The following is a 25,026-nucleotide window of genomic DNA, read 5'->3' on the forward strand; positions in this document are numbered from 1 at the left end:
CCAGGGCCAGGCAGAGTCTGGGCTCGACGGTGATGCGCGACCTCCTCCATGCGATGACGCACCCTCTGGGACAAGGTCCTCAGCTCTTCCACGGTCTGCGCATCCTGGCTGTCGACGGAATGCTGCTCGCGGTGCCCGACTCGGCCGGCAACCGCGACGCGTTCGGCAAATGCGGCTCGCTGCGCAGCCCCATGGGTTATCCGATGGCGCGGATGGTCGCCGTGGCGGAATGCTCCTCGCACGCGGTGTTGGACGCAGTAATCGGAGGCTGGAAGGACTCCGAGCGGATCGTGTCCGACGAACTGACGCGTCATGTCGGCGACAGCACGTGGCGTTCCGATCGCGGGTTCTGGGGCCTGGCCCGCTGGCACCGGCTCCGTGACCGCGGCGCCCACCTGCTGTGGCGGACGGATCGACGGATGGCCCGCAGGGTCGAAGACGCCCTGGCGGACGAAAGCTACCTGGCCCGCATCGAGCCGAACAAGCACAGCAAGGCGGCCGACACGGTGAAGGCACCGCCCGCCCTGGTGCGGGTGATCGAGTACCGGATCGACGGCCAGGCCGAAGTGGTCCGCCCCATCACGAGCGTGCTGGACCACGAGCAGTACCCGGCTGGCGAACTCGCCGCACTGTATGCACGGCGCTGGGAGATCGAGCTGGTCTTCGACGAGATCAAGACCCATCAGCGCGACAGACCGGTCCTGCGGTCGCAGACCCCTGACGGGGTACGCCAGGAGATCTTCGCTCACCTGATCGTGCACCACGCGACCCGAGATCTTCTGGCCGAGGCGGCCCGCCTCGGCCAGAGCCCGGCCGAGCGGACGTCGTTCACCCGGGCCCTACATGTTGTCCGCCGCTCGGTGATCGCACCGTCCGGCATTTCCCCCTCGGCCCGTCGGCGTAACCGCCGACTCGGCATCGCCGAGATCACGGCGGCTCTGCTGCCAGGACGGCGGTCACGCGCTGCCCGCGGAAGATCAAGTCGCGCATCACACCATTCGTCAGCAAAGCACCTGGCGAACCCGCCACCAGCCGTCCGCTCTCCCGCCGCTGTCGCGCTGAACCACCGATGGCACGACCACTAAGGCAACGGCATTGTCATCCGCTCGGCAGGGGGCAACAGTCATGCCGGGCCCGGAGGCCAGCGGCCCTCTTGCAGGACCACGAAAAGCATAACGGGGCGGGAAGATGAGAGCCCTCCCGTTCTCTGCAGCGGACCCTCCGGCGTAGGGGTCACCCCCTGACATTCCTCGACTTCGCGCTGCGGTCACCTGTACTCGCCGGCACCGCGGATGTCTTCGGCTGCTGATCTGCCCGTGTACTGCGGCGAGCCCAGCCCAGCGCACCGGCGACGATCACCAGCAAGACACATGTGGCGACGGCCGAGTGGACGAGCAGGTTGTTCATGCGGCCGGCGGCGAGGTACGCGCCGGTCGCCATAGCCGCCAGGGCACAGACCCCGCGGTCCACGATGGACTCCACGGACAACAGGGTGGCCCGGTACGGGGTGGTCGGGATGGCCTCGTTGACCAGCTGACGCTGGATCGGATAGCAGAAGCCGCTTGCCGCGGCGAAGACGCAGAGCAGGCCCGCGGTGACGGCTCCCGTCGCCCACGCGGCGACCGCGAGGACCCCGGCCATCGCCACCGTCAGTGCGAACACCGCCGAGGAGTCCCGCATCCGACGGCGGACCAGCCCCGGTCGGGCGGCCGCGACCGCCTCGGCCAGGGTCATGGCGGACAGCACAAGGCCGTGGTGGGCCACCGGAACGTCCTTGTCGAGCAGGAGCGGCTGGAAGAGGTTGACCTGGCAGATCCGGGCGAGGGTGAAGACGGCGACACCCTGGAGCATCAACGGGACAAGCATCTTGCTGTCGATGGGTACCCGGGCCGCTCCACGCAGCGCGGTGAAGGGACCGTGACCGACGCCGGCGGCCGAGCTCTCAGCCCCGGTGGGCGCAGCCGCGCGGGGCAGCGGTGGCAGGGCGAGGACACAGACCAGGGAGGCGCCTGCGCTGAGCGCGGTGAGCCAATAGGGCGCACTGACCGCCACGGCGGAGACCAGACCGACGAAGGGCCAGCACGCGATCTTCGCGGCGAGGCCGAGGGCGCGGGCGGACCCCTCCGCCTGCGTGTAGCGATCCGCTACCCCGTGGCCGTCGAGGGCCTCGTAGAGGTAGGCGCTGCCGGCGCCGGACACGAGCGAGCGAGCGGCGGCGAGCAGCAGGAAGTGGAGCAGGAACCCCGTGTGGTCGGCTCGTACCGCGGGAAGGACGTTGGCCACGACCATGACGGCCGCGCCGAGGCGGAGGCAACGACGCAGTCCGATGCGGTCGGCCACCAGGCCGGTGGGCACTTCCAGAAAGCAGAACGCAAGGTAGTAGATGCTCTGGATGCCGAAGATCTCGGTGTCGGACAGTCCGCTTCCGCGCTGGTATTCGTAGAAGACCGGCATCCACCACAGCAGGTTGAAGCTCAGCTGGAAGCCGTTGTTGAGCCGCACGATCCGGCGGAGGACCGGCGGGAGGGACGGTGTCACGGTGCCCCTCAGATCGCGTAGGGCCGGATCTGGACGATGTGGAGTCGGCCCTGCGGGTCCACCAACCACTCGACGTCCAGCGGTCTGGCGTAGGTCGGCCGACCGCTGAAGTGTCCTTGCAGCAGGCGTCCGGCGAGCGCGAGCTGTGCCAGTCGCTCCTTGGTGGACGCGTCGAGGTCCTTCGGGGATCCGCCGAGGCTGAGGGTGCGGCCGCCGCCCTCGACGGTGTTGTAGAGGTACTGGATGGGCAGCGTGGTTCCGTCGACGACGGCTTCGACCGATTCCACGGCGCAATTGATGAAGACGTTGCGGAAGTCGTCCCGGCGAGTCGGGTCGCACGTGACCATGACCCCCCCGAATGCGGCGGGTTGGCGGCGCTGGACGATCACGCCCATGTATGTCTCGTCGAGCGGAATGCCGGCCTGGTGGCGCAGCCGTACCCCGCGTGCGGTGAAGAGCGACGCCCATACCTGCTTGACGGCCGCGGCTAGGTGCTCCGGGCCGGGGACGCACGTGACAGAGTCGTAGAGTCCGGCGGCGGAGAACCCCGGCAGGTCCTCGGCGTTGGAGGAGGAGCGGACCACCAGTTCCCTGGCTTCCGGCACGTGGCGGACCAGCGCGCCGAGGAGCCTGTTCACGATGCGTTCGGGCAACGGCGCGGACCGCACCAGAGCTTGGGCCCCGGCGCACAGACCGTCGATCTCGTGGTCGGCGCCGCGCGCGAGCGCCATCTTGATCTTGCCGATGAGCTGTTGCACGGACGGTATACCAGCGAGGAACTCCTGTTGGACGGCGAACGGAGCGGCTATGCCGTCCGGCACCGAGACTGTGTCCCGCAGGAACGTCGCAGCACGTTCCGCGAGTTGTTCCGAGGTGCTGTCGTCAGGCGCGTCCAACCGCTCGGACAGCCGGCCCAGCAGGTGGGGTCGCGGTGGGCGGGAGACGGTATAGAAGCCGCTGAGGGCCGAGGAGCCGTGCCGCAGGACGTGCAGGAGCTCGCCGAGGTTGGCGGCTTTGGTGCCGTACGCGTGCCGGTCTTCGGCGCGTAAATGCCGCAGCGGCACCACGGGCAGCGGTTCGGTGCGCGGGACGCCCAGTGCGACGGGCCGAGCCCGCTCGGGACGCTTGAGGGCATCGAGGTCGTGACCCTCGGCCACCGGTTCCAGGACGAGGTCGTCCGCGGTCACGACGTAGCGGATCCAGGCGCCGTCGAGAGTGCCGTCGGCCGGGGCAAGGCGCGCCGCGAGGTCCCGGACGACCGCGTTGGGAATTCCCCAGCCCGCGGCGAGGACGTTGGTGTGGGACAGCGGGGTGGTGGGGCGGGTGCTGATGAGGCCTGCGACCTGAGGGATGTCGTCGGGGACGACGGGCAGGGCGAGAATGTCGTACCAGGCGATGTCACCTCGCCCCTGAGCCTCGCGGTAGTCGTCCGCGTCGGCGAAATACCGCAGCCTCCCATAGGCCTCACCCGGGTTGAGAGCCGTGAAGTCCGCGGTGCCGTGCAGTTCGTGGGCGTCGATGCGCGGCAGCTCCCATTCGGGCACGCTGTCGAGCGCCGCCTCCTGGATGTGGTTGGCGGGCTTGAGCAGCAGGGGCAGCCGGGGGTCGAGGCGTTCGCGGACCGCTGCATAAAACTCGGTGAGGAGTCTGATGCCCATGGTGTCGGCCTCGACGGTCTCCAGGACCATGAACGGTTCCTTCGGAAGCACTCCACCGTCCACGCGGCGGTGATGCAGGGAGAGCACGCCGAGCAGGAAGCGGCGGTCGGGGTTCTGGTACACGCTGTCGTTGAACGCGTCGATGCCGGAGTTCAGGGTCTCCCGGTCGATCCCGAGGAGTCGGTCGGCGATGTAGTGGGCGTGGAGAGCGTATTCGGCGTGGTCGAGGACGTGCCATCCACCGCGGTGCCGGTCCACCACCACCTTGACGTACGGGTGTCCGGCGAGAATGCCGGCGAGTTCGGCGAACCGGTCGAGGTCCAAGAGGCCCGTGCGGTCATCGGCACGGCGCGGAACCGTCGGCAGCGCCGCGGGCAGGGCCCGTACGAGCCGTCGGCAGTCCTCGATGACACTTCCCGCGTCGGCGCCGTTGACGAAGCAGACGGCTACGCGTGCACGCCCGCCCTCCCCCGCCGCGTACGGGCCGACCGGCGTGCCGTCCTCTTGGGAGAGCTCCGGCACCACCTGTATGGAGGTGCTCAGGGAGAGGAGGGACATCCAGTCCACTGCTGAGAAGTCCCACAGCGCCTCGCCCTGCCAGGGTGCTCCTGTCTCGTCGACCGCCAGCACGACGAGGGAGGCGGCTGCGCCAGGTCCCTGTGTGAGCATGCGCCGGGGGTACGTGACGGGCATGCCGAGCAGTTGCCGGACCAGCATGCCGATCATGTCGAGGCCGTACACGTCCTCCGCCTGCCGGGTGATCATCACTCCGCCGAAGCGGGCGCCGGTCTCGATGACCCACATCTGCCCGTTCGGGCCGAGCTTGATCTCCGTGTGGGTGGCGCAGGTGTGCAGGCCGAGTGCGTCGACCGCGGCTTGGGCGACGTCCTCGATACGGCGCTGCAGGTCCTCGGGCAAGTCGACGGGGGTGATGCTGCCCCGCTCCGTGAAGGGAGGCACGGTGGGCAGCCGGCCGCTGATACACAAGGCGTGGTGCGTGCCGTCAGCGACGATGCCCTCGACACTCACATAGTCGCCCCAGCCGCCTTCGGCGAACCAGCCCTCCGTGGTCCCGGTGACGATCTCCTCCAGGAGGAAGTCGCCGTCGGTCCCGGCGACGTGCAGCTCACCGTAGCCCTGGGTCGCCGTCGCGCGCATCAGCGCGTTCGCGTCCTGCCAGGCCCGGACGGCCTCGTCCGCGGTGTTGACCGTGGCCTGACCAGTCGAGCCGGCCCCCCAGGCGGACTTCAGCAGCAGCGGCGGCTGCAGGAGGTCGAAGGCTGCCTCGATGTCGGACTCGTCGAAAACCGGTGCGAATCCGGGCACCGGGACACCCACCCGCTGCCAAATGCGCCTCATCTCGCGCTTGTCGCGCGCGGTCACCACGTTCGGTCCGGCACCTGCGAGGCCCAGCGCATCGCAGGCCAGCGCCACGGCGACGACAGCGAACTCCGACAGGGTCAGGATCGCCTGGGCACCGACGGTCTCCGCCTGTCGTTCGATGAGCTCGACGATCTCCCAACCGTCGCTGTCCGGTCCGACGTCAGTTCCGCCGACCTCGACGATCGACGTACACAGCGGGGCCCACAGCTGTCGGCGCGCCGCAGGCAGCGGAGTGAGGGCCAGGAGGTGCACCTCGGCCTGGGCAGCCACCTTGGGCAGCGCGTATTCCAGCGGCGGACCGCCTACCCCGTGCACCAGCAGCACGCAGCTCATCAAGAACTCCAACGTAGGACAGAAGAGGAAAGGGTGTGATCGCCTGAACAGGCCGTGACTCCAGCGAATCACGGCCGGATCGTCGGTCTTCCTCTCGACGCCTGCCGTCCGTTGGGCAAATGCCAATGCTCTCGCCGAACACGCGAGCACCTGCGTCCCCTGCGTCCCCTGCGTCCCCTGCGGCGGCGTCCCGGTCACGCCGTCGCCGCCCTCGGCCCCACTGACTGCGGATCGGTCAGAACTCGCGGAGCCAGGGTGGAACGCTCGACTCCTGCGCCATGGCTTCCTCCCTCTGCGGAACTGTTGCGATCGTCCTGCCCCGCCGCTTGAGGCCGACCCGGTCTCGTCGCATGGCACGCCGGCTCGGGTGCCGCCGACCATCACGCGCCTCGGCCTGGTGCGCCACCGGGATGTCCTGCCACTGTCAGGCGACTGATCAGGACGCCGCAGCGTCCGACCGGCCGGAGACCGGCCGGAACGTCTCACCCGCTCCAGGTACGTGCGTTGGGCGCCGACCGGATGTCACTGACCGTGGACGCGTTGTCCTGCCCCTCGCACAGGAGGGGATCCGCGCAGGTGTGCTCGTCCAGGGCGAACCACACCCGGGAGCCCACACCGTCGAGGCCTTGCCCCGTGCCCCATCGTGTGGCGCACATCTCCACGAGCTGAAGGCCGCGTCCGCCCTCGGCCTCGTCGTCCGCTGGGCGCCGCGCCGGTCCCGCCTGGCCGGCGTGGGCGCCCCGGTCCACGGCGCTGAAGTGCAGCCCGCAGCGGTGCCCGACGAGCCTCACGCGGACCCGCCCGCCGCCGTGGAGGAGGGCGTTGGACACGATCTCCGTGGCGAGCAGGCAGGCCGTGTCGACGAAATCCGCTGAGCGTCGGCTACACAAGGCGATCCTTAACGCCTCACGCACGATGCGCACCATCCACAGCTGTCTGTCCAGTCGGATGTCGCATTCCCAGCCCTGCGACTCCTCGCCACCGGGCTCCACGGACCGTCCACCCATGACGTCCTCCGCTCCCCGCGCACTTGTTCGCTCTCCAACTGCACGCGGAGCGGACAAAGGACGTTCACCGGGCACGACGAAGGTCCGCCGAAGACGATCGAAAAGAGTCCGCGCAAACGGTGAACCGTACGCCCGTCCCTTCCATGGCAAAGGCATCCGCCTCCGCAAGGAGCACACACCTGCCCTTGGACGTGACCGACCCCACTGGCACCCGGCCTCGCATGGACCGCGAGAACGCCGACCCGCGTCTGCGTGATCCGGCGCAGTGGGTCTTCACGTCAGGGTGCCTCGGGCCCGCCCGCCCGGAGGGAACTGCAGCTGGCGTTCCGGGCGCTGCTCGACGCAGGCGACGACCTGGCTCTCGTGACTCCCGAGGAGGAACTCGTGTGGCGGGGCGGCAATGTACGGGGCATCAGGCAGCTGCCAATGGCCTTCGCTCCTCTTCGTTGACGCGCCCCCGCCCTCACCGGCGAGGAGTCCACCCACGAAATCCGATGAGGGCCCTGTCGGCTGTCCTGTTCCGTCAGGAGCCGCAGCGAACGACCAATAGGCCCTTGACGAGGCTGAGACCCTGTTCGCTGAACTCGATCCACAGCTCAGCCCGTCCTCGATCGGAGGCGGCCCCCGGACGCGGTAGAGGACGAAGCGCCGCGACCAACGACCCGGGCCCGGCGACGACCGGATGCACGAACGGTGCCCCCCTGGATTCGCAGTACCCGTACGTCGGACGAGCCGTTGGCGTGGATGCAGGCTGCGGCCTGCGCGAACACCGTGATGCCTGACATCTTCACCGAACCCGGCCACCTCGGCCAGGCCCTCGCCTACTGCCAAAGATGTCCAGTCCTCGCCGACTGCTTCGCGTTCACAGCCGGACTGGTGGGCTTTCATGGCGTGGCGGCCGAACAGCGCTGGCCACGACCCCGCAAACTCCCGTTGCCGTGCAGGGCCATCCCCTGATCCGTGAGCCGGCCTTGCCAGACCTCGGCGCACCTGGGCCGTTCACCTCCGCCTTCGGACGTGGAACGGCATCTTCTCGTCTCTTGCCCATTCTCGTTCGTCCGTCCTCCGTGGGTCTCCCCTTCGGAACAGGCCGTGGAACCTGTCGGCGTCCTCCGTCTCGTCGCGGTATCCGGGGATCAACGTGGCGAGGCCGTGGCGCATCGCCGACCTCCCTGTCCGCGGGAGGCGGTCGGCGATGTCTTCGAGTTGGGTCATGCCTCGTCCCATCGTGTCATCCATTACTGAAGGGCAGCGCGAGTGAGGGTGGTGTGCTTAGTGGTCCGATTTGGAAGTCCTTCGGGCAAGGCCTGGTAGTTAGCGTTTTCGCAGGTCATGCAAGGGAGTTGAAGGATTTCTGACGGAGAGCAGCGGAGCTCGTTGGTACAGGTAGTCGTCCAAGACAGCTTGTCCCGCAAGGAGCTCCGTTGCCTGTTCATTCTGTCTCGCCGTCGGCGCTGTCGGCCATCACCCGTGCGGTGACTGTGGCCGCGGGCCGGTTCGCTCCCGGACATCTGGGAGCGCTGACGCCGGTCGTGCCGTTCGAGCTCATCGATGCGGTTCTGTCCGAGACCAGAACCGTGCAGCGGCGGTTGCGTGATCTGCCCTCGCGGGTCGGCGTGTACTTCCTCCTGGCGATGTGCCTGTTCCTCGAGATCGGGTACCGGCTGGTCTGGGGCAAGCTGACCGCCGGCTTGTCGGGGATGCCGGTCGTCTGGCCGAGCACGAAAGCGCTACGTGATCTGCGCCGCAGACTCGGCAGCGCGCCGGTGCGGGCGTTGTTCGAGGTGCTGGCCGGGCCGTTGGCCCAGCCGACCACGCCGGGGGTGCGGTTCGGCCCGTACCGGACGGTGTCGTTCGACGGCTGCAGCTCGTTCAAGGTGCCTGACAGCGAGCGCAACCGGGGCTGGCTGGGGCGGTGTCCGCACGGCGGATATCCCCAAGTCGAGCTGATGACACTGGTCGAGACCGGCACCCGGGCCGTGATCGCAGCGGTCTTCGGTCCCACCCGGGAGGGCGAGACCTCCTACGCCACCAGGCTGTTGCACCATCTGGGCCCCGACACGCTGGTGCTGTGGGACCGCGGCTTCGACGGCAACGACTTCCTCGCCGCCGTGCACGCCACCGGCGCACGGGTCCTGGGCCGCATCAACCAGCGTCGCCGGCCACCGGTCCTCAAGCCGCTCGCGGACTCCTCCTACCTCTCGGTCATCGGCGGCGTCGTGGTGCGCGTCATCGAAGCCCGGGTGAGCGTCATCTGCACGGACGGCACCACCTTCGAAGGCTCCTACCGTCTGGCCACCACGCTCCTGGACGCCCGTCGCTACCCGGCCGACCGCCTCGTTCGTCTCTATCACGAGCGGTGGGAGCACGAGAGTGCCTACTACGCCTTGCGCCACACCATCCTGCACGGACGCGTCCTGCGCTCGCACGACCCAGCGGGCGTCGAGCAGGAGATGTGGGCCCTGCTCACCCTCTACCAGCTCCTGCGCCGCACCATGGTCGAGGCCGCGGAGTCCCAGCCCGGCACGGATCCCGACCGCTGCGGCTTCACCATCGCCTTCCAAACCGCCCGCGACCTGCTGGTATGCGCGGAAGGAATCTTCGAGGAGGGCCTTGGGGCAATCGGCCGCCGCGTCCTGTCGGCGCTGTTGCCCGCCCGGCGGTCCCGCGTGAGCACTCGCAAGGTGAAGTCGCCCATCTCGCGCTACGCGGAACGGAAACTGGACGGCCGCCCTGACAACAGCCGGGCCGTGACCTCGACGACGATCACTCTCCTGCCGCCGCCAACGCCGCGGCCCGCGCTACCCGCGACGACCGTCCCCCAGTACGCCGGTCCCGGAAAGACCAGCAGCCGCATGGTCCGCGTCCTGGCCATCCTGCAGGCAGAGCCCGAACGGCTGTGGCGAGCACGGGAGATCGCCGAGCTGCTCGGCGACGTCACCCTCGTCGCCACCTACCGACAACTCGCCCGCTGGACCGAGAAAGGAATGATCAAGAGAGTCCGTACAGGCCGCTACACAGCTATCGCCCAGGACAACAGATCCCTTGCATGACCTGCGAAAACGCTAACTACCCGGCCTTGGTCCTTCGGGGGTTGATCATGTAGCTGGCTCGGCGGAGGATTCTTCGTGGTGATCGGTGGTGTGCCGGTCGAGCCTGGCCAGCAGATCGTCCAGGTCGGAGGTGGTGAACTTCCACTGGAACGGCTGTGCTGTGGCGTTGTAGCGGTCTTCGAATGCTCGAAGCCGGTCGGTGACCTGGGCGAGGTCGGTGAAGTCGTTGGGCGAGACGACCTTGCGCTGCACGACGGAGAAGTAGATCTCCACCTGGTTCAACCACGAGGCGTGCACGGGGGTGTGGACCATCACTGCGTTCGGGAAGGCGGCGGCCAGGCGGTCGGCGGCCTGCTTGCCGCGGTGGGAGGAGCCGTTGTCCACGATCCAGAACACGCGCTTCGCGCTGGCGTAGGGCTCGGTGCTCATGACCTGGGCGACCAGGTTCATGAACGGGTCGATGCCGGTGCGGGGCTCACAGCGGCCGGACACTTTCGCGGCGTGGACGTCGTAGGCGGCGAGGTAGGCCAGGGCGCCGCCGCGTCCGTAGGTGTGGTTGACGCGCATCGCGCGGGCCTGTCCGGGAGCGAGGGTGGGGTGGCAGCGGGCCTGGATGGAGGTCTTCTCGTCGGCGCTGATGACGTACTCGTCCTCGCCGAGTGGGACGCCCTGCCAGGTGCGGGCGTACAAACCGAGCACCCGCTCGGCCTTGATCCGGAAGCCGGGGTCGGTGATGAAGATCCAGGACTGGTGCTGCCAGGGCTTGAGCGCGTCGTCGGTGAGCCAGCGGCGCACGGTGGAGGCGGAGACCGAGCAGGCGATCGCCCGGGCGACGACCTCGCGGGCCAGTTCCGGGCACGACCAGCGCGCCAGCGGCACGCCGCTCTCGGCGGGCAGTCGGCAGGCCAGGGCCTTGACCTGGGCCACCTGCAATGCGGTGAACGACGGCGGCCGCCCTGATCGTTCGCGGTCGGACAGACCGGCCAGACCGTGCTCGGCGAACCGGCCGCGCCAGCAGCGGACCGTGTCCAGATGCAGCCCCGTCTCACGGGCGATGCGCGCGTTGGAGCGTCCGCGTGCGGCGTGCAGTACCACCTGCGCGCGCATCCGCAGCCGGTGTTCGGTCTTGTGGCCGTAGGCCATCTTCTTCAGTCGCTCGCGCCCGGCGGCGCGCAGGACTATCGGGTGGGCGGCGACAACGGGCAAGGCAGGCAGGCCGATCAGCAGAAGTGGATCACGACGGGCCGTAGCCTGCCGCATCCGGCACCCGGCCCCTCGGGCAGGATGAACGACATGCCCACGCCCTCGGAACACACCCGGCTCTCACTGGAGGCGCGCCTCGGTGAGCGCGCCCGCACCGCCTGGCCGCAGCTGGAGCAGCTGCACATCCGCCACCGGGGAGCCTTCGCCTACGTGGAGGCCGGCCTGGCCGACGGTGAACGGGTCAAGCTGATGCGGCTGCGCTACACCGGCGCGGTCGGCAGGTGGGGCTTCGCCCTCTACCCCGGGTTCGACATAATTCGGCGGCCTAGAGAGCCGAAAGTGGGGTCTGACCTGCGGGGACATGGGTGTGGCCGCCTGGAGGGCGTGTCTCTAGGCGGTGGTGTTCTTGCTGGTCAGCGCGGTGCGGGCTGAAGGTCGGCGATCTGCCTGGGGGCGGGGATGCCGAGCTTGGCGAGTAGGTCCTGCTGGGGCTTGGTGGGGGTGGTGACCTGCTGGAACGTGCCGGTGGGGCCGGTGAAGGTGCCCAGGTGAAGGCGGTCGAGTTCGCGGCGGATCCGCGGCCAGGTGTCGCCGGTGGTGGTCTCCGCGATGCGGATGAGCAGGAGCGCGAGCCAGCACAGGACGACGTGGGCGCGGATGCGTTCCTCGAGGCGGTGGTAGACCGGCCGCAGCTTGACCTCGGGGGATGTGGTGCGGAGTTTCTCGCCGATGATGTAGGCGTCGGTGCCGCTGCGCAGGTAGCGGCGGTTGCGGTCGGAAGAGAAGCCGCGGTCGGCGACCCAGACGATCTTGGAGAGGGTCCAGTCCCGCATGTCGTCCTTGACCTGCCGGATCAGGGTCTGGTCGGAGGCATTTCCGGGCCATGACCATACACGGACCGGGATGCCGTCGCGGGTCACCTGCTTCCAACCGCTGCTGGAGACCATCGCTGATCTGGCGGGCGTGGTCGTGACCAGCGACGCGATGCACACCCAGCGCGAGCACGCGGCGTACCTGCTCGGCCGCAATGCGCACTACATCGTGATCGTGAAAGGGAATCAGAAGAAGCTCCGCACGCAGCTCAAGTCTCTTCCGTGGAGGCAGATTCCGCTGCAGGGACGTACCCGCGACGCCGGGCACGGCCGGGGCGAGATCCGCCGGAGCAAGGTGTGCACGGTGAACAACCTGCTCTTCCCCGGGGCCCGCCAAGCCGTCCAGCTCAAGCGCCGCCGAGTGGACCGCAAGTCCGGCAAGATCAGCATCAAGACCGTCTACGCGGTCACCAGCCTCACTGCCGAGCAAGCCACACCCGCCGAGCTCGCGAGCTTGATCCGCGACCACTGGAAGGTCGAGGCCCTGCACCATGTCAGGGATGTGACGTTCGCCGAGGATGCTTCCCCAGCTGCGGACGGGCACCGCGCCTCGCGCCATGGCCACCTGGCGCAATCTCGCCATCGGCGCCCTCCGCCTGGCCGGCAAGACGAACATCGCCTCCGCACTGCGGCACAACGCCCGCGACGCCCGCCGACCGCTCGCCCTGCTCGGGCTCACATGATCACGAACTGGACATCACGACACTTTGCCAAGGCCCTGATCGGCGACGCCTGTCGAACACTCGTCACGCGGTAGCCGGAACTTGCGGCGTGGAAGCGAATCTCGGATTACGCGAGTACGAAGCTTCAAGCCAGCTCCTCGTACGGCAGGGAAAGGGCTTGTGCGTGCCTCCGTCCGGACGAAAGCACGTAGGCGCGCCATGCCTGCCTGCACTTGTCGCACACGTCCACGCCACCGAACATCCCGGCCTCCCCACGAGCGCCGTAGATCGGATGGCGGACGCAGCGTTTGCAGAACTCCTCCACCGTTCGCACCAGGGTGGCTTCCAGCCCGGGATACAGCAAATCGCTTACGGCTGCCATGGCATCCCGGTCATCGGCCCAGGAGCGCTGCGGGAAGATCAGCCCTTGTTCTGTTTCCTTCCGGTACCAGAGCTTCACATTGGCCCGTGCCTGCGCTACCACTGCATCGGACTCCGGTTTCCCGATGGTCAGGCCGTCTTCGACGTACCTGTAGCGGCGCATCGACATATGAACCAGAGGTAGTTGCTTGACGACGTTCACCGCGCACCTGCCTGCCACGCTCCGGCACCATTGGGTTTCCAGGACCCACAGCGTTGAGCGGTGATCCCGGTACGCGGCCTTCCTGAATTCGATGTCCTGGCCGCAATAGGCGTACAAATTGGCGATCTCGCCTTCGGCCCTGTGCTTATAGAACGCAACAGCGTCGTAGAGTGTGACCCCAATGTCTGCTATGGCCCGGTACTGCTCCTCGCTGAAGGTCGGTACCAGGTTGTTGCAGGCCAGTGCCGATGCGACGAAGAACCGCACCTGTGCATCGCAGTCGCGCAGCCGGAGATAGTCGACGGGTGACAGAGCGAATGCCTCCGCATGCCGCCTCCACAGGACGGACTGCCGGTCCCGTGCCTTCTCCGCCATGAACAGGACGCTCGATGTGTACTCGCGGGCCATCTCATCGTGCACTCCTGTCCCGGCAAAGAGCGTGTCCAGCAGTTCGGGGACGTTGTATCCGAGAACCGTCTCGCCCGGGGTCATGCATTTCCTCATGTCCACCAGGTGTCCACGGTACTCCGCCACGGTAGTTAGTACCGTCAGTCGAGTGAAGGCTAGATATCTCCCCCAGTTGGTGAACTCCGGCACTGCGCAGCGTACGTATTCCCATGCCACCGTGAACACCTGTGCCCGCTCATCGGCGGGGAGTCCACAGTCGCGGAGGTCGTCTTCGAGTTCTTGCGGGTAGGCCAACAAGTCTTGGCCAACCAGGTAGGTGCCTACTCGTCTTGCCTTGACCGTTCCTTTTTTCACGGCCTTCCCTTCGCGCTCGCTGAATCGTTGGAGTATTCGGGCTCATATGTCGGGGGCGCCTGAACTTGGACCCACTTTGGCCGGTTGAATCGTGACCACGTGGCCTGTGGATGTGGTCGTTCAGTCGGTTTCTGTGGTGGCGGTGGGGACCGAATCCACCGATTGCGAAACCATTCGGCGCGGCCGTCCCGCAGCCGGATGCCGCAGACCATGCCGTCCTGGCTGAACCAGGAGTAGTCCTCCGCGCCGCGGCGTCGGGGCGGCGCCACCGGATTGCCGCCGATCTGTGTGAACAGCCCATCCAACTCGGGCGGGATCCTGCCCTTCACCGGAAGGCGGTGCGCGGTGCGTTCGGTGTAGAGGGGCGTGAAGGCACCCTGCAGGAACGGACTGACTCTGCTCGACATGTGTCACTCCTCGCGTCCCGGCGAGGCTAGGCTGCATCGGAGCCGGGCGGACGCGGCCGGTGAAAACCTGGCCGACCGATTCACCCGGCCCGCGGTGTGCCGCATCCTTCGTCCACGTACTACAGCCGGAGATCAAGTCGGTCGGGGTGCCGGGGCCAGGCGAAGCCCTCGTACGCCGACTCGTAGTCCTCCCGGTGCTGGAGCAGGAAGTCCCTGGCGGCCCGGAGCTTCTCCGTCGCGCTGCGTTCCGATATGTGTCCTCTTCATGGGGGAGTGTTCAATGTTATAAATAGGCTCAATACCAGTGACTATGAGAGTGCGGAACGTGAGCTCTTGTCCGTTTCGTGGTTGAGGTTGGGGAAGGATCGCTGGTCGCGGGCGGGGGATGCTCCTCAAGAGCCGGGGCGGGCGAACAGTCCGGGTTCGGGCTCGGTGAGGATGCCCCGGCTGACCAGGCGTTTCAGTTTGGAGCGGATGCCTTCGGTGTTCTTCGGGAGGATCGGCAAGTCGAGGGCCTGGCAGAGGTCGCGGGCGCGCATCGGCCGCCCGGCGTCGGCCACGGCAGTGAGAATCTGCTGGTAGGCGGGGTGGTCCGGGATGTCGGGGCGGTCCGGTTCGGTGGCGGGTGAGGGCAGTGGGAGTGCGAGGAGGGTCTTGCGGGTGATGCGCAGGCTTTCGCTGTCCGCGTCGATCTCGCCGAGCTGCCGGGTGAGTTCCTCGATGCGGGTCCGTAGCTGTCCGGCCTGGTCGTCTAGTTCGCGCTCGCGGGTCTCGATGTGTTCGAGAATGGCTTTGACCTGTGGGTTCTCACTCATGAGGTCCTGAAGGAGGCGAGGGTGCCTCCGGTGAGGCGGCGGCTCATGACGGAGGTCATCGCCCACAGGACGCGGGAGCGGGAGGAGGCGGGCCGGTGTTCGTAGTCGCGTACGAGACGGCGGTAGAACATCAGGATCCCGTTCGTCTGCTCCACGATCCACCGCTTGGCCTGCGGGACGAAGCCCTTGTCATACGGGTTGCGCTCGACGATCTCGACGTCGATGCCCAGGTTCGTGCCGTGCTCGACGACTTTCTTCTTGAAGCCCTGGTCGACCAGGGCCTTGGTCACCGTGTCGCACTGCGCGGCGACACCGTCCAGCAGGGCGATGCCGGCGGTGTTCTCGTGCGCGGAGGCGGGCAGAACGACGCAGTCATTGAAGAGGCCCAATACGTCCACGGCCGGGCATCTCTTCCGACCCGGCACCCGTTTCGCAGCATCCTTGCCGGTCGTCGTGGCGGGGACACCGACGGCGGCGTGGATGCTCTGCGTGTCCAGGACCACGAGGCTCGGGTCGGCTGATCGCTTCCGCTTCCCCCGCAGCTACCAGCGCAGCAGGTCGTGAATGTCCTGGTCGGTGCCCTCGTCGCGCCAGAGGTAGAAGTAGTACTTCACCGCTCCGGGTGGAGGCATGTCGTGGGGCAGGAACTCCCACTGACAGCCCGTGCGGTTCTGGTAGAGGATCGCGTTCACGATCTCCCGCATCGCGTACTTGCCCTGATGGCCGCTGACCGACAGATGCCGGGCCTTCCATGCGGTGATCACGGGTTCAACGAACTCCCACTGCTCGTCAGTGAGATCGCTCGGGTACGGCTTGCGCATGCTCATTCCACAACCCAGCGAACCCCGAACGCCTGACCGGCGACGATGCCCCAACGTCACACCATCGAGCGATGACAAGACCGACGGAACGCCACGTCCCGCACTCTGAGGAGGTCGCCGCCCGCATGATCGAGCCGCTGGCTCGCCTCGGCGCCTGCCGCAGCGGCTACGCCTGCCGGGTCAGGACCCGCCGCCGGCGCGGGTGATCCCGACGATCCGGTGCTTGCGCATCAGCCGCTCGATCTTCTTGGAGTTCACCACCCGCCCGGCCCGCCGCAGGGCGGCGTGGATCCGCGGGGCCCCGTAGGCACCGCGAGATCCGGCGTGAAGCACCCGGATCTCGCCCACCAGCACCTCCTCGGCCCGCTCCCGCACCGTGCCGGGCCGGCCGTGACGCCCTGTGCGCGTAGCAGGTGGAACGGGGCACTCCCAGCACACGGCACAGAAACGCAACGCTGTGACCTGCAGGATCACCTCCGATACCTTCTCCGCATCGATGAAACGACACCGTGCCACGGTGTCTACCTCATCTTGTCCTGAGCGAAGAAGGCGGTCGCTTTTCCCAGAACCTCGATCGTGGCCTCCTGCTCGCGAACCTTCCGCCGCAGCCGGACCAACTCCTCACGCTCCGCAGACTCTGCTGCGCAATTCCGTGCGGGGTGTTGGTGGGCGCGGGATGATCGTCTGTATGGCCGTTGTCCTGTCGTGCGGCCGTGGGGGTGATGTGGTTGTCGATGCGGCCGAAGGGGCTTCCGGAGGTTCCGGCGCAGACCGCGACGGTGGCCCGGGCGGCGTTCCCGCGGGGGAGTCTGGCGATGCGGGTGCGTGATCGGCTCGCGGAGGTCTTTGCCGACGAGCCGTTCGCCGACGCGTTCGGGGTACGCGGTGCACCGGGTCTGTCACCTGGGGTGTTGTCGCTGGTCACGGTGTTGCAGTTCGCCGAGGACCTGACCGACCGGCAGGCCGCGGCGATGGCGGTGCGGGCGATCGACTGGAAGTACGTGCTCGGGGCCGAGCTGACGGACACGGGCTTCGAAGCGAGCGTGCTGAGCCGGTTCCGCACCCGGCTGGCCGGGCACGGCATGGAACGGGTGGTCTTCGACCGGCTCCTGGAGCACTGCAAGGACGAGGTCCTGGTAGCCGCCGGGGGCAAGCAGCGCACCGATTCCACCCATGTGATCAGCGCGGTGCGGGACTTGAACCGTCTGAAGCTCGCCGGGGAGAGCGTGCAGGCAGCTCTGGAGGCCCTCGCGGTCGCGGCACCGGCCTGGCTGGCCGGACAGGTTGATGTGGCCGAGTTCGCCCACCGTTACGGGCCGAGGGTGGACGGCTGGCGCATGCGGTCCTCGCGGACGAAACGCGACCGGCTCGCGCAGGTCTTCGGGCAGGATGCCCTGGCGTTGTGCCAGGCGGCGTGGGCCCCCGACGCCCCGGGCTGGATCCGTGAGATCGAGTCTGTACGGCTCCTGCGGCAGATTCTCGTGCAGACCTAATACCTGCACGCCGACACCCGGGGACGGGTGGTGATCAAGAAGCGGGACGCCGACGACGAGGGTGTCCCGCCCGGCCAACTCCGCCTGGCCTCCCCCTACGACCCCGATGCCCGCTGGGCAGCCAAGGGCGAAGACCTGTTCTGGATGGGCTACAAGGTCCACCTCACCGAGACCTGCGACACTCCCGCCGAAGCCGAAGCCGGGGTCCCGGCAACACCGAACCTGATCACGGACGTGTTCACCACCGACGCCACCGTGCCCGATGTGAAGGCGACGGCGCCTGTTCAACGGCGCCTGGCCGAGCACAGGGTGAGACCCGGCGAGCACTACCTCGACTCCGGTTACCCCTCCGCCGATCTCATCACCGCCGCGCTGAAGCGGGGCACTCGTATGGTCACCCCCGTCCTGCTGGACCACTCGGCCCAGGCCAAGGCCCACGCCGGCTTCGACAAGAACGCCTTCGCCATTGACTGGAAGGCCCGCCAGGTCCGCTGTCCCGCCGGGAAGAGCAGCGCGCACTGGAACCCGGTGAAGCAGCACGGCGCGGACGCGATCGTCATCACCTTCAGCGTCCGCACCTGCCGCCCCTGTCCCTTCCAGAAACAGTGCACCAGCTCCGCGCCGGGTCGGCGCATGCTCACCCTGCGGCCCAGGGAACCGCACGAGGCCCTCATCCGGGCCCGCGCCGAGCAGAAGACCGAGACCTGGAAGGCCAAGTACGCCCTGCGTGCAGGAGTGGAGGGCACCATCAATCAGGCACTGGACATCACCGGCATCCGCCGGGCCCGCTACCGCGGACTGCCGAAGGTCCGCCTCCAGCACGCCTTCTCCGCCACCGCACTCAACGTAATCCGACTCGACGCGTACTGGACCGGACACGACCAGCACCACACCCGCAGCAGCCGCCTCGAACACCTCGCCTACCGGCTCACAGCCTGACCCCGGAATTGCGCAGCAGAGTCTCCGCAGTGGTCAAAGCCCCGGCGGGTCCCTCACCGCGGCCCCGATCCGGCCGAGGCTCCCAGCGAACACGAGTGGTGGCTGGCCGACTTGGCAGCGGAACTCGGCGTCACCCTGGGAGGACTACGAGTCGGCGTACGAGGGCTTCGCCTGGCCCCGGCACCCCGACCGACTTGATCTCCGGCTGTAGTACGTGGACGAAGGATGCGGCACACCGCGGGCCGGGTGAATCGGTCGGCCAGGTTTTCACCGGCCGCGTCCGCCCGGCTCCGATGCAGCCTAGCCTCGCCGGGACGCGAGGAGTGACACATGTCGAGCAGAGTCAGTCCGTTCCTGCAGGGTGCCTTCACGCCCCTCTACACCGAACGCACCGCGCACCGCCTTCCGGTGAAGGGCAGGATCCCGCCCGAGTTGGATGGGCTGTTCACACAGATCGGCGGCAATCCGGTGGCGCCGCCCCGACGCCGCGGCGCGGAGGACTACTCCTGGTTCAGCCAGGACGGCATGGTCTGCGGCATCCGGCTGCGGGACGGCCGCGCCGAATGGTTTCGCAATCGATGGATCCGCTCCCGGCGGGTGTGCCGTTCTCTCGGCGAGTCCCGCCCCCCGGGGCCGCGCCGGTTCTTCACCGATGTCGTCAACACCAATGTGGTCTGTCACGGAGGCCTGCTGCTCGCCCTGGTCGAGACAGGGTGCCTGCCGGTCCGGCTGAGTGAGACCCTGGACACCGTCGAGTACTCCGACTTGGGCGGCGGACTGCCCATAGGAATCACCGCGCACCCCAAGACCGACCCGGTCAGCGGGGAGCTCTTCGCGCTCGCGTACTCGCCGCTGCACACCTCGGCCGACTATCTCGTGATCACCGCCGAGGGAACGATCAGGAAGACGGAGCGGATCCCGCTCGGCGGCAGACCGATGATGCACGACATCGCCCTGACCGAGAAGCATGTGGTGCTGTTCGATCTACCCGTGCGCTTCCACCTCGGGCAGGCGGCACGCGGCAGGTTTCCCTTCCGCTGGGACGGCCGGCATCAGGCGCGTATCGGTCTGCTCCCCCGGGAGGGCGGAGCCGGCAGTCTGCGGTGGTTCTCCATCGCGCCCTGCTTCGTCTTCCACGCGGTCAACGCCACCGAGGAGAACGGAGTCGTCCGGATCTACGCGCTGCGCTACCCGAAGATGTTCGACGGAACGAGTCAGGACCCCTTCGCGTACGGGGCGTGCATGCTCTGGGAGTGGACCATCGACCCGGCCACCGGCAAAGTGACGGAACGCCAGCTCGATGACCACCAGCAGGAGCTGCCGCGCATCGACCCCCGACGGATCGGGCGGCCGTTCCGCCACTGCTACGGCATCAGCGCCCGAGAGCAGGGGCTGAGCACCTACGAGCCCGAGGTGCTGCTCAAGCACGACTTCGCGCGGGAGCGAACCGAGGAGCGCGCCTTCCCTCGTGGATCGGTGCCCACCGAGCCGGTGTTCGTCCCTCGCGCGGGCAACGGCGCGGCTGAGGACGACGGCTGGATACTGCACTTCCGCATCGACGCGCTCCATCATGAGAGCGACCTCGTGGTACTCGACGCCCGCGATTTCACCGGCCCGCCCGTCGCGACCGTACGCCTACCCGTGCGCGTGCCCTTCGGGTTCCACTCGAACTGGATACCCGATGCGGAACTCGATGCTGTCGGCGCCGGGCTCGGGCCGCCCCGGTGACACGTCGGCTCAGGCCACCCCGGTGACGCGCTGAGCCGCCAGTCGTCCGCTGATCAGCACCATGGGGACACCCACACCCGGCCGGGTGCCCGAGCCGGCGAAGACGACGTTCTCGCCGTAGAGGTTGCCGGGCCGGAATGGGCCGGTCTGGGAGAAGACGTGCGAGGCCGCGAACGGTGTCCCCTCGGCCATGCCCATACGCTGCCAGTCGGCGGGGGTGATCATGTGCTCCACCTCCATGGCCGAGCCGAAACCGGTGTAGCCGTGGCTCTCCAGGGTCGCCGCCACCTCGTCGCGGTAGAGCGGCCCGAGCCGGTCCCAGTCGAGGCCGGACCGGAGATTGGGCGTGGGGAAGAGGGTGTAGTAGGTGTGCCGGTCCGGCGGGGCCAGCCGGGGATCGGTGCGGCTGGGCGAGGTGACGAAGAACGACAGGTCGCTCATCAGTCGCCCCTGGTCGAGCAGTTCGGAGAACACGCCTCGCCACGCACGGCCGAAGTGGATGTTGTGGTGGCCCAGGTCCGGATGGGTGGCCCGGCCGCCGGAGAGCAGCAGGAAGCAGGAGGGCGAGTACCGCAGCCGCCGCACCGAGCGGGGCTCGCGGCCGAGCAGCTCGCGGTGGGCGATGGGGAGATCGGGGTTGAGGACCACGGCGTCGGCCGGGATCCGCTCGCCGTCCGTGGTGATGACCGCGGTCGCGCGCCACCCGGACATCTCCACCCGGGCCGCCTCGGTGCCGTACCGGAAGACCACCCCGTGCTTCTCCGCCGCCCCCGCCAGCGCCCTCGGGACCGCGTGCACCCCGCCGACCGGGAAGAACACCCCGCCGACCGTGTCCATGTAGGCGATGACGGCGTACAGGGCCAGGGCCTGCTGGGGCGAGACCCCCGCGTACATCGCCTGGAAGGAGAAGATCCGCTGGGTGCGGTCGTCCCGCAGATAGGAGGCGACCTTGGGGGCGAGGCGGCGGAAGCCGCCCAGCGCCACAAGCCGGGCCAGGTTAGGGGTGAGCACGTTCCATGGCCTGTCGATGTTGCGGTCGATGAAGTCGTTCATCTCGTACCGGTACATCTGCTCCATGAAGCGGTGGAACCGCCGGTATCCGGCGGCCTCTCGCCCGCCGCAGACCCGAGCGATCTCCTCGGCCATGTCCTCGGGGTCGGCCCGTACGTCCAGCCGTGTGCCGTCCGCGAAGGAGGCCCGGTACACGGGGTCGAGCCGGACCAGCTTCAGCCAGTCCTCCATCCGCTCGCCGACACAGCCCAGGGCGTCGGCGATCAGGTCCGGCATGGTCAGGACCGTCGGACCGGTGTCGAAGGTGTAGCCGCCCTCCTGCAGCAGCCCGGCCCGCCCGCCCGGCACCGGCTCCCGCTCGACCACGATGACCTCCCGCCCGGCGGCGGCCAGCCGCAGGGCCGCGGACAGTCCGCCCAGCCCCGCCCCGACGATCACCACCCGGCGGGTGGGTCCCTGAACCGTACGGATTGCACGTATCGCCATGGAGTGTCCTCTCGAGTGCGGGCCGGTCAGTGACGCCCCGGTTCGAATACGGCCGCCGGCCGCCGTGCCCGCCCGACCGCCGTGCCCATCCGTTCGCGCACCGGCGCGGCCCGGACCAGCAGGACGCTGTCGACCACCAGCAGATTGGTGGCCAGGAAGAACACGGCCTCCTCCAGGGGCAGTCCGGCCGGCGCGAACCCCACGGTGTGCACGTCGCTGATCCGCCACGCTCCGGCATGAATGGCCAGCGCGTCCGCCGCCCACAGCACCGGGGTCAGGGCGAGTCCGCGGAGACGGTCCGCACGGGCGGCGTGCAGTACGTCGGCCCCGATGGCCGCCTGCAGAGCGAGCGGCGGGGCGAACCAGACAAGGATGGCCCCCAGGTACAGGCTCGGCTGATTGGTCGTCAGCAGCCAGCCGGCGCAGGCCGCGGCGAGCCACCCGGCGCAGCATGCCGGACGCCGCCACGCCTCCTTCGCGGGCGTCCGCTCGGGGGCACGGGCGGTGACGTACAGCGTCCAGCAGCCCGTCAGTAGCGTCTGACCGACCATGAACAGGTACTCCTCGACCGGCACCCGGGCCACCGTGCCGATCACGCTCCCCGGCGGATAACTCCAGGCGCCGTGCAGGATCAGCCATCGGTCCCACGGCGTCGTCCACACCACCGCCACGACGGCCAGAATCCCCACCGTCACCAGTCCGCGCCGCCCCCCGGCACGCAGGTCCGCCGGCAGCGCCCGGTGGCGCATCACCAGCAGGGCGACGACCAGGAGCAGCAGCGGCAGCAGGACGGTGCACAGGAAGACCCGGTAGGTCATGCCCCGCTCACCTCCCACTGCCGCCGAGCGTGCAGATACGCGGGCAGCGCCACCCGCAGCCGTCTGAGCAGGCTCACGGCCGCGCGGCGGTTGTCGAAGACCTGGTGGTCCGCTCGCTCGATCTCGTCGAGGATACCGCCGTACAGGGCCAGGGCGGTGTGGATGCAGTCGCGGCTGGAGGGCGCCAGCATGTCGACGCCCTCGGCCGCGAACGCGTAGATCCGGCGGGTGCGGTGGATCTCGTAGCGGAGCAGTTCCCTGATCCGCGGGGTGACGACGCGGGCCTCGAGCTCTTCGCGGCTGACACCGAAGGCGTCCAGGTCCTCCAGGGGAAGGTAGAGGCGTCCCCGGTCCAGGTCCTCGTCGATGTCGCGGATGAAGTTGGTGAACTGGAACGCCTCGCCGAGCGCATGGGCCCGCTCGTACGCGCCGTCCTCGCGGGGCTCGAGGATCGGCGTCATCTCCAGCCCGATCACCGCGGCGGACCCGTACATGTACTTCTGCAGGTCGGCGTAGGTGGGGTACTCGGTGACGGTCAGGTCCATGAGCATCGACGTGAGGAACGCCTCGATGTGCTCGGCGCGTATGTCCCAGACCCGCATCGTGTGCAGCAGGGCCCGGCAGACCGGGTCGGCGCTCTCGCCGCGCCGCAGATCGTCCAGGGCCCGGTCGCTCCACCGGGTCAGGGTCTCGGCCCTGGTGAGTGGGTCGCCGTTGTCCACGATCTCGTCGGCGTAACGGGCGAAGCCGTAGAGACTGTTGACGTACGGGCGCTTGGCGGGCGGCAGCAGCAGCGTCGCCAGGTAGTAGGTGCGGCCGAAGGAGGCCTGCAGTTTCCGGCACTCCTCGAAGGCAGCCCGCAGAGCGGGGTCGTGGATGCCCGCCGCGTCCAGCCAGCGTGCGTGCGAGCTCTTGATGCGCGTGGGCTTCGGCCGCCCGGACGCCGTCCCCGGGCTCATCCCCGGACCACCGTTGTGCGCTCGCCGACCCGGTAGTGCGTCAGATCCGGTTCCCGGGTGGCGAGGCGGTACCGGTAGGCGCGGTGCGGCCACAGATTGGTGACTGTGCCGGAGTCGGTCTTGTACCAGCTGCGGCAGTCACCCAGCCACACCGTGAAGCTCAGTCCGGCGTCGAGCCCGCGCTGGTAGTCGTCGAGCGCCTGCCGGCTGACCTCCATGGTCCGCCGGTCACCGATGACCTCGAGGCATCGCAGCAGATACCGGACCTGGCTCTCCAGCATGTAGATGACCGAGTTGTTGCCGCTGCTGGTGTTCGGTCCGTAGAGCACGAACAGGTTGGGAAAGCCGGGGACGGTCATGCCCAGATACGCCGAGGCGCCGCTTCGCCACACGTCGCGCAGCCGCCCGCCGGGGCCCTCCACCTCGATCGGGGACAGGAAGTCCGTCGAACGGAAGCCGGTGGCGTAGATGATGGTGTCCGATTGGTGGACCCTGCCGTCGACCGTCTCGATGCCATCCGGGGTGACGCGCTCGATGCCGTCGGTGACCAGTTCGACATTCGGGCGCGTCAGGGTCGGGTAGTAGTCGTTGGACAGGATCATCCGGTTGCAGCCGAACGGGTAGTCCGGTGTCAGCTGCGCGCGCAGCACCGGGTTCGGGATCTGGCGGCGGAGATGGTGGCGGGCCTGGGCAGCCAGCACCCTGGCGATGGCACCCCGGTGGATCGGCGAGTAGGCGACGGTCTCGGCCATCAACCACCAGGCGGCACGCGGCACCTGCCGCGCCCAGGATAACCGCTCGAAGGCCCGCAGGGTCGCCGGCCCATACGTACGGTCCATCTTCGGGATGATCCACTTGGGGGAACGCTGGAAGATCCGCAGCCGCTCCACGACGGGAGCGATGCGGGGCACGAACTGCACCGCGCTGCATCCGTTCCCGATCACCGCGACCGAGCGTCCGGTCAGGTCGTGCCCGTGGTCCCAGCGGGCCGAGTGGAAGGCGGTGCCCCGGAAGTCGTCCATGCCCTTGAGGTCCGGCAGCCGCGGGCGGTTGAGCTGCCCGGTGGCGGTGACGAGCACCCGGGCCTCGTACTGCTCCCCCGATGCCGAGCGCAGCCGCCAGAGTCCGGTGCTCTCGTCGAAACGGGCGTGGGTGATCTCGGTGCCGAACCTGATGTGCGGCCGGATCCCGTTGCGCTGCGCGCAGCGCCTGATGTAATCGAGGATCTCCGGCTGTTCGGCGTAGGTGCGGGTCCATGCGCCGTGCCGCTCGAAGGAGTACGAGTACAGGCAGGACGGGATGTCGCAGCCCGCGCCGGGATAGCTGTTGTCGCGCCAGACCCCGCCGATTTCCTCGGCCTTCTCGAACACCGTGCAGGAAGAGATTCCGGACTGTTTGAGGCGGATCGCCGCGCACAGCCCCGCGAGGCCTGCCCCGATGACCGCCACCTGGATCGGGGCAGGCGTCTTCTCAGTCGTCATTCGGTTTCCTGTTC

General features: G+C 68.5%; 22 protein-coding genes and 1 pseudogene. 9 read left to right on the forward strand and 14 right to left on the reverse strand.

Going from position 1 to position 25,026, the window contains the following annotated elements:
- Positions 1 to 32 precede the first annotated feature (32 nt).
- Positions 33 to 1,085 carry an IS4 family transposase gene (locus ACFUJR_RS25910; RefSeq protein WP_383173372.1) on the forward strand — a complete coding sequence of 351 codons (1,053 nt, stop codon included), beginning with the start codon at positions 33 to 35 and terminating at the stop codon, positions 1,083 to 1,085.
- A gap of 148 nt (positions 1,086 to 1,233) precedes the next feature.
- Here the strand turns inward: ACFUJR_RS25910 and ACFUJR_RS25915 are convergent, their stop codons facing one another.
- From ACFUJR_RS25915 to ACFUJR_RS25925, 3 genes are all read right to left on the reverse strand, one after another.
- Positions 1,234 to 2,538: an MFS transporter gene (locus ACFUJR_RS25915; RefSeq protein ID WP_383173352.1), complete on the reverse strand. Its 1,305-nt coding sequence runs from the start codon at positions 2,536 to 2,538 to the stop codon at positions 1,234 to 1,236.
- Positions 2,539 to 2,546: 8 nt separating this feature from the next.
- Positions 2,547 to 5,912, reverse strand: coding sequence for a PEP/pyruvate-binding domain-containing protein (locus ACFUJR_RS25920; protein ID WP_383173354.1), 3,366 nt, complete (start codon positions 5,910 to 5,912; stop codon positions 2,547 to 2,549).
- A 482-nt stretch (positions 5,913 to 6,394) separates the two neighbouring features.
- Positions 6,395 to 6,919, reverse strand: a complete 525-nt coding sequence (locus ACFUJR_RS25925) for an ATP-binding protein (protein ID WP_383173356.1) — start codon at positions 6,917 to 6,919, stop codon at positions 6,395 to 6,397.
- Between the two features lie 744 nt (positions 6,920 to 7,663).
- Here ACFUJR_RS25925 and ACFUJR_RS25930 point away from each other — a divergent pair.
- Together ACFUJR_RS25930 and ACFUJR_RS25935 are read left to right on the forward strand one after the other, a co-directional pair.
- On the forward strand, positions 7,664 to 7,876 hold the full coding sequence (locus ACFUJR_RS25930; RefSeq protein ID WP_383173374.1) for a hypothetical protein: 213 nt from the start codon (positions 7,664 to 7,666) through the stop codon (positions 7,874 to 7,876).
- Positions 7,877 to 8,343: 467 nt separating this feature from the next.
- A complete protein-coding gene (locus ACFUJR_RS25935) occupies positions 8,344 to 9,972 on the forward strand; it encodes an IS4 family transposase (protein WP_383173358.1) in 1,629 nt (542 codons plus the stop codon).
- A gap of 45 nt (positions 9,973 to 10,017) precedes the next feature.
- Here the strand turns inward: ACFUJR_RS25935 and ACFUJR_RS25940 are convergent, their stop codons facing one another.
- Complete coding sequence (locus tag ACFUJR_RS25940; RefSeq protein ID WP_383173360.1) at positions 10,018 to 11,178, reverse strand: IS630 family transposase; 1,161 nt, start codon at positions 11,176 to 11,178, stop codon at positions 10,018 to 10,020.
- Between the two features lie 87 nt (positions 11,179 to 11,265).
- Here ACFUJR_RS25940 and ACFUJR_RS25945 point away from each other — a divergent pair, with 87 nt between their 5' ends.
- Positions 11,266 to 11,607, forward strand: a complete 342-nt coding sequence (locus ACFUJR_RS25945) for a hypothetical protein (RefSeq protein WP_383173362.1) — start codon at positions 11,266 to 11,268, stop codon at positions 11,605 to 11,607.
- On the opposite strand, the gene ACFUJR_RS25950 is transcribed toward ACFUJR_RS25945, so the two are convergent.
- Positions 11,589 to 12,095 carry a hypothetical protein gene (locus tag ACFUJR_RS25950; protein ID WP_383173364.1) on the reverse strand — a complete coding sequence of 169 codons (507 nt, stop codon included), beginning with the start codon at positions 12,093 to 12,095 and terminating at the stop codon, positions 11,589 to 11,591. The two genes, ACFUJR_RS25945 and ACFUJR_RS25950, sit on opposite strands and share 19 nt — an antisense overlap.
- Here ACFUJR_RS25950 and ACFUJR_RS25955 point away from each other — a divergent pair.
- On the forward strand, positions 12,079 to 12,804 hold the full coding sequence (locus ACFUJR_RS25955) for an ISAs1 family transposase (RefSeq protein WP_383173366.1): 726 nt from the start codon (positions 12,079 to 12,081) through the stop codon (positions 12,802 to 12,804). The genes ACFUJR_RS25950 and ACFUJR_RS25955 overlap by 17 nt on opposite strands.
- A gap of 50 nt (positions 12,805 to 12,854) precedes the next feature.
- Here ACFUJR_RS25955 and ACFUJR_RS25960 read toward each other — a convergent pair whose 3' ends face one another.
- The 4 genes and pseudogenes from ACFUJR_RS25960 to ACFUJR_RS25975 all read right to left on the reverse strand — a co-directional run bounded on the left by ACFUJR_RS25960 (position 12,855) and on the right by ACFUJR_RS25975 (position 16,103).
- The gene (locus ACFUJR_RS25960) at positions 12,855 to 14,054 is read right to left on the reverse strand and encodes a hypothetical protein (protein WP_383173368.1); all 1,200 of its coding nucleotides are present in this window, start codon (positions 14,052 to 14,054) and stop codon (positions 12,855 to 12,857) included.
- On the reverse strand, positions 14,051 to 14,461 hold the full coding sequence (locus ACFUJR_RS25965) for a carotenoid oxygenase family protein (protein ID WP_383450756.1): 411 nt from the start codon (positions 14,459 to 14,461) through the stop codon (positions 14,051 to 14,053). The genes ACFUJR_RS25960 and ACFUJR_RS25965 overlap by 4 nt, the downstream gene beginning before the upstream one ends.
- 392 nt (positions 14,462 to 14,853) lie before the next feature.
- A complete protein-coding gene (locus ACFUJR_RS25970; RefSeq protein WP_383450759.1) occupies positions 14,854 to 15,276 on the reverse strand; it encodes a hypothetical protein in 423 nt (140 codons plus the stop codon).
- Positions 15,273 to 16,103 (reverse strand): annotated as a pseudogene (locus tag ACFUJR_RS25975) (IS5 family transposase). Before ACFUJR_RS25975 ends, ACFUJR_RS25970 begins: the two are co-directional and overlap by 4 nt.
- Positions 16,104 to 16,168: 65 nt before the next feature.
- Between ACFUJR_RS25975 and ACFUJR_RS25980 the strand changes: the two are divergent.
- Positions 16,169 to 16,303 (forward strand): hypothetical protein, encoded by a 135-nt coding sequence (locus ACFUJR_RS25980; protein ID WP_383181340.1) that lies wholly within the window; start codon positions 16,169 to 16,171, stop codon positions 16,301 to 16,303.
- On the opposite strand, the gene ACFUJR_RS25985 is transcribed toward ACFUJR_RS25980, so the two are convergent.
- The gene (locus tag ACFUJR_RS25985; protein WP_383181337.1) at positions 16,278 to 16,445 is read right to left on the reverse strand and encodes an IS3 family transposase; all 168 of its coding nucleotides are present in this window, start codon (positions 16,443 to 16,445) and stop codon (positions 16,278 to 16,280) included. The genes ACFUJR_RS25980 and ACFUJR_RS25985 overlap by 26 nt on opposite strands.
- 467 nt (positions 16,446 to 16,912) lie before the next feature.
- Between ACFUJR_RS25985 and ACFUJR_RS25990 the strand changes: the two genes are divergently transcribed.
- From ACFUJR_RS25990 to ACFUJR_RS26000, 3 genes are all read left to right on the forward strand, one after another.
- A complete protein-coding gene (locus ACFUJR_RS25990) occupies positions 16,913 to 17,590 on the forward strand; it encodes a transposase (RefSeq protein WP_383181334.1) in 678 nt (225 codons plus the stop codon).
- A 30-nt stretch (positions 17,591 to 17,620) separates the two neighbouring features.
- Positions 17,621 to 18,529, forward strand: coding sequence for a transposase (locus ACFUJR_RS25995; protein ID WP_383181331.1), 909 nt, complete (start codon positions 17,621 to 17,623; stop codon positions 18,527 to 18,529).
- 330 nt (positions 18,530 to 18,859) lie between these two features.
- Complete coding sequence (locus tag ACFUJR_RS26000; RefSeq protein ID WP_383450762.1) at positions 18,860 to 20,257, forward strand: carotenoid oxygenase family protein; 1,398 nt, start codon at positions 18,860 to 18,862, stop codon at positions 20,255 to 20,257.
- Between the two features lie 9 nt (positions 20,258 to 20,266).
- Here ACFUJR_RS26000 and crtI read toward each other — a convergent pair whose 3' ends face one another.
- Genes crtI through ACFUJR_RS26020 form a run of 4 tightly spaced genes read right to left on the reverse strand, consistent with a single transcriptional unit; the run spans position 20,267 to position 25,012 of the window.
- Positions 20,267 to 21,754, reverse strand: a complete 1,488-nt coding sequence (gene crtI, locus ACFUJR_RS26005; protein WP_383178164.1) for a phytoene desaturase family protein — start codon at positions 21,752 to 21,754, stop codon at positions 20,267 to 20,269.
- A gap of 26 nt (positions 21,755 to 21,780) precedes the next feature.
- A complete protein-coding gene (locus ACFUJR_RS26010) occupies positions 21,781 to 22,572 on the reverse strand; it encodes a lycopene cyclase domain-containing protein (RefSeq protein ID WP_383178168.1) in 792 nt (263 codons plus the stop codon).
- On the reverse strand, positions 22,569 to 23,531 hold the full coding sequence (locus ACFUJR_RS26015) for a phytoene/squalene synthase family protein (protein WP_383178171.1): 963 nt from the start codon (positions 23,529 to 23,531) through the stop codon (positions 22,569 to 22,571). Before ACFUJR_RS26015 ends, ACFUJR_RS26010 begins: the two co-directional genes overlap by 4 nt.
- Positions 23,528 to 25,012 (reverse strand): flavin-containing monooxygenase, encoded by a 1,485-nt coding sequence (locus ACFUJR_RS26020; RefSeq protein ID WP_383178174.1) that lies wholly within the window; start codon positions 25,010 to 25,012, stop codon positions 23,528 to 23,530. The genes ACFUJR_RS26015 and ACFUJR_RS26020 overlap by 4 nt, the downstream gene beginning before the upstream one ends.
- Positions 25,013 to 25,026: the final 14 nt, after the last annotated feature.

This window comes from Streptomyces sp. NPDC057271 (assembly GCF_042668715.1).
In the GTDB taxonomy this organism is placed as follows: Bacteria; Actinomycetota; Actinomycetes; order Streptomycetales; family Streptomycetaceae; genus Streptomyces.